The sequence below is a fragment of the Arthrobacter sp. genome, assembly GCF_031179385.1.
GTDB lineage: Bacteria > Actinomycetota > Actinomycetes > Actinomycetales > Micrococcaceae > Arthrobacter_D.
In genome coordinates, this window is the sequence record NZ_JAPSHV010000006.1 from 1 (window position 1) to 4,283 (window position 4,283).

4 protein-coding genes and 1 pseudogene are annotated in these 4,283 nt (G+C 66.7%); 4 read left to right on the plus strand and 1 reads right to left on the minus strand.

The window, feature by feature from the left end; genetic code table 11:
• Positions 1-222, plus strand: a pseudogene (locus RIF85_RS02165) (GNAT family N-acetyltransferase); the annotation flags it as partial.
• Positions 223-240: 18 nt separating this feature from the next.
• On the opposite strand, the gene RIF85_RS02170 reads toward RIF85_RS02165, so the two are convergent.
• Positions 241-990: an alpha/beta fold hydrolase gene (locus RIF85_RS02170; protein ID WP_309070269.1), complete on the minus strand. Its 750-nt coding sequence runs from the start codon at positions 988-990 to the stop codon at positions 241-243.
• A gap of 170 nt (positions 991-1,160) precedes the next feature.
• Between RIF85_RS02170 and RIF85_RS02175 the strand changes: the two genes are divergently transcribed.
• The 3 genes from RIF85_RS02175 to dgt all read left to right on the plus strand — a co-directional run.
• Positions 1,161-2,549: a YibE/F family protein gene (locus tag RIF85_RS02175; protein WP_309070270.1), complete on the plus strand. Its 1,389-nt coding sequence runs from the start codon at positions 1,161-1,163 to the stop codon at positions 2,547-2,549.
• A 45-nt stretch (positions 2,550-2,594) separates the two neighbouring features.
• Positions 2,595-3,773 carry a tRNA dihydrouridine synthase DusB gene (gene dusB, locus RIF85_RS02180; RefSeq protein ID WP_309070271.1) on the plus strand — a complete coding sequence of 393 codons (1,179 nt, stop codon included), beginning with the start codon at positions 2,595-2,597 and terminating at the stop codon, positions 3,771-3,773.
• A gap of 73 nt (positions 3,774-3,846) precedes the next feature.
• Positions 3,847-4,283, plus strand: a 437-nt coding sequence (gene dgt, locus RIF85_RS02185) for a dGTP triphosphohydrolase (protein ID WP_309070332.1), incomplete at its 3' end; no start/stop codon positions are given.

Consider the following 4,283-nt stretch of genomic DNA (forward strand, 5'->3'; position numbering starts at 1 on the left):
CGGACGGATGCCCCGGCCGATGTACTGATCGGTTACGACACCACCCTCCAGCCCAGCGAACAGAGCGCTGCCGTGGCGTCCCTGCTGGCGATGCTGGTGTACCAGTACCCGGTCCAGGTGGAGGTGGATGATTCCATGGCCGCGTTGGTCGAAGTGCTGGATCCCCTTCTGGCCACCGGATCCGCTGAGGTTGTAGCCGAAACCCGGGTCGTCAGCGACTGACGTCCCGGGTGGGCGGTGTTACAGCACCACCGCAAGCGGGGAGGGCTGGGCGGCCAGTTCGGCCGCCCGGCGGAGGTGCCTCGTACGTACCGGAGCGCCGGTGTCCCGCGCGAAACCGTCCAGCAGGTACGACACCGCGAGGTCGTGCCAGAGGGGGAGTTTCGTGACCATGAAGTGGCCGGCTCCCGCGATGGTGACGTAACGGACGTCGTCGGCGATGCCCTGGAGTCGCTGCGCGTAGAGCAGTGACTGGTGCGGCGAGGTCCAGGTGTCTGCATCGCCGTGGGCAATCAGCACACGCCGCCCGGCCAGATGCTGCACCGGCGTCGTGCTGTCCACCCATGGAGCAAGTGCGACGACGGCGCGAACCAGGGGATCTTCCGCTGCACACAGCGCTGTGAGGCCGCCCATCGAGTGACCCAGGAGGTATACCGGCAGGCCGGGATGCTGTTCGTGAATCCGCTCGAGCGCCCACCGCGCATCACGCAACGGGGACATCAGCTCGCCGTTCCATCCGCGCACACTGTTGAGCAGGTTCCACGTCTCCAGGCCGGCAGAAGAACCCCACGCATGCAGTTGCCGCGCAATGGGAACCATACGTGCCGGGCTCAGGTGCCGCGGCCTGACCGGTTCGAAGCTGTTCGCCCGTCCGCCGTGCAGCACCAGTGCAACGCCGCGGGGCTCCGCAGCCGCCGGACGTACCGTCACTGTCGGGGCATGCGCTGTTGCCTCTGCCACAGCGTCGCGGGCCTCACTGAACCTTCTCATCACCGAACACGCTCCTCATGTTCAATAGCGCGGGCATCGAGCGCCGTATCCATATAACGCACGAGCCGTCCGGCAGCTTCCCGGGAGCACCTGAGTAGAATCCTCGGGGGTTATGTAGCGGATGGTGACTTCCATCTGTCGGCAGCACAACAACAGCAAGGGACGGGTTCTTGGGCCACAGCCATATCCACCACTCGGATGCAGCCGGATCGGCGGCTCCCACCCCTGAGCAGAATGCGGCCCTGGCAGGTACCCGCAGGCGCGCGAACTTCCTTCTCGCCGGCATCCTGGTTCCGCTGGGAGTGATCACGCTGATCGGCATGATGCTGCTGTGGCCGAGCGGCGACAGGTCAGACATCACAGTCGCGAACCCGCTGGCCACCGCGGCCGGCACGTCCATGGACGTAGGGACGGTCCAGCGTGTTGTGCTTGAGGATTGCCCCTCCTCCCAGCCGACTGTCGACGCCGGCGGAGAGGCCCAGCAGTGCCAGGTCGCCTACACCCAGCCCGACGCCGGCGGCTCACCTGTGCCGGTGGAACTGAACCCCGAGGTTGCCCGCTCCGGGCAGGTCGACGCGGGGGATTCAATCCGCTACCTGAATCTCGAGGAGGTCGTTACCGCATCCGGTGCCCCGTACATCTTCGTTGATTTCGTCCGCACGCTGCCGGTAGCGGCGCTCGCGGTGCTCTACGCCGTCGTCGTTGTTTCCGTTGCCCGCTGGCGCGGACTGCGGGCGATCATCGGACTGGTGGGCGCGCTGTTCATCCTCGCCCAGTTCATGCTGCCCGGGCTGGTCGAGGGCAAACCGCCGCTGCTGCTGGGCCTCGTGGGCTCGGTGGTGATTATGATCGGGGTGCTCTACTTCGCGCACGGTTTCTCCGCGCGAACGTCGACAGCGCTGCTGGGCACAATCTTCGGGTTGGGGATCACCGCGCTGCTCGCAGCGTGGGCGACTGACACCGCGAATCTCACCGGTGTGGGAAGCGACAGTTCGAGTGCGCTCATCAACGCCTCGCCGGAAATATCGCTCTCCGGAATCATTCTGTGCGGGCTGATTATTTCCGGGCTCGGTGTCCTCAACGACGTCACCATCACGCAGTCGTCGGCCGTCTGGGAGCTGTATGAGATTGCGCCGCACACGTCCACGCGACGGCTCTTCACCGGTGCCATGCGTATCGGCCGGGACCATATCGCCTCGACTGTCTACACGATCGCTTTCGCGTATGCCGGGGCCGCGCTGCCGCTGTTGATCCTCGTGTCCCTGCAGAATTCCTCCCTCGTGACCACACTGACCAGTGGAGAACTCGCCGAGGAGGTGGTGCGGACCCTGGTGGGCTCGATCGGCCTGGTGCTCGCCATCCCGGTCACCACGCTCATTGCCGTTCTGGTGGTCAAGGCGGTCGGCGTCCGCGCTTCCCACCACCCGTACGACGACGACGTCACGCCCGCCGTGCTCGCGGCTGAAGAATCCGGGGTGGTCGCCGCAGTTCCTGCAGCGCCGGGAGCGGCGGAGGGTCTGCCGAGCCGGCGGGCCCTGCGCGGGCAGAACTCCCGCTAATCCGTCACGGCACCTCGATTTGCCCCGCCTTGCGACAATGGACGGGTGAGCATTGCACCAACAAGTACCGCCACGCGGCTCGACCTGCCGCCGCTTCGCCTGGGCGGAATCACCGTGGATACTCCCGTGGTTCTCGCTCCGATGGCGGGCATCACCAATACCGCGTTCCGTAGGCTCTGCCGCGAATACGGAGGCGGCCTGTACGTCTCCGAGATGGTGACTTCGCGCGCCCTGGTTGAACGCAACCCGGAGTCGCTGCGCATCATCTCGCACGATGACGATGAGAAAGTCCGCTCCGTCCAGCTGTACGGCGTGGACCCCAAGACGGTTGGCGCCGCGGTGCGCATCCTCGTCGAGGAAGACCGCGCGGACCACATCGACCTCAACTTCGGCTGCCCGGTTCCCAAGGTCACCCGGAAGGGTGGGGGAGCGGCGCTGCCCTGGAAGATCGACCTCTTCACCTCCATCGTCCAGACGGCCGTCCGGGAAGCCTCACGCGGGGATATCCCGCTGACCATCAAGATGCGCAAGGGCATCGACGAGGACCACCTGACGTTCCGCGAGGCAGGGAAGATCGCGAGGGACGCGGGCGTGGCCGCCGTCGCGCTGCACGGACGCACAGCCTCCCAGTTCTACTCCGGTAAGGCTGACTGGACTGCGATCGCGGAGCTTCGCGAGGCACTGCCGGACATCCCGGTCCTGGGCAACGGCGACATCTGGAGCGCGGAAGACGCCATTCGGATGGTGCAGCAGACCGGCGTTGACGGCGTCGTCATCGGCCGCGGTTGCCAGGGAAGGCCCTGGCTCTTCGGTGACCTCATGAACGCGTTCGAGGGCAGCGACGAGCGGCACAGGCCCGGCCTTGGCCAGGTGGCGGACACGGTGTACCGGCACGCCGAACTGCTGGTCGACACCTTCGGCAACGAGATGATGGCGCTGCGCGACATCCGTAAGCACATGGCCTGGTACTTCAAGGGGTATGTGGTCGGCGGAGACCTGCGGGCCGCGCTGGCGACGGTGCCGACCCTGGAAGTCCTGCGCGGACTACTGGACCAGCTGGACCGGACCTCCCCGTATCCTGGAGCCGACGCCGAAGGACCGCGCGGACGGGCCGGTTCCCCGAAGCGCACTGCACTGCCTGACCGCTGGCTCGAAGCCCGCCAACTGAACGCTGATCAGCAGGCGGACATCGCAGCGGCGGAGGTTGATGTCTCCGGTGGATAGGACAGGGAACTACGTGCAGAACTCGAGCGACCGGCAGGACTCACCGATCACTCCCGGCTATTCGGACGCCGACATGCAGCGTTGGGTGGATGAGCCGCCCAAGAGCCTCCACCGCACCCACTTCGAGCGCGACCGGGCGCGCGTACTGCACTCCTCCGCGCTACGCAGGCTTGGGGCGAAGACCCAGGTGGTTGCACCCGACACGGACGACTTTGTCCGCACCCGCCTCACCCACAGCCTCGAGGTGGCCCAGGTCGGCCGCGAGCTGGGCCGGTCCCTCGGCTGCGACCCGGACATCGTCGATGCAGCCTGCCTTTCCCACGATCTCGGCCACCCGCCCTTCGGGCATAACGGTGAGGCTACGCTGAACGACCTCGCCCACTCGATCGGCGGGTTTGAAGGCAACGCCCAGACCCTCCGGCTGCTGACCCGGCTCGAGCCGAAGGTCATCCGGGCTGACGGTACTCCCGCCGGCCTCAACCTCACCCGTGCCAGCCTCGACGCCGCCTG

What these genes read in the sequence shown, in the direction of transcription:
- RIF85_RS02170 (WP_309070269.1), bottom strand. Translation starts at nt 990, where the DNA reads ATGAGAAGGTTCAGTGAGGCCCGCGACGCTGTGGCAGAGGCAACAGCG.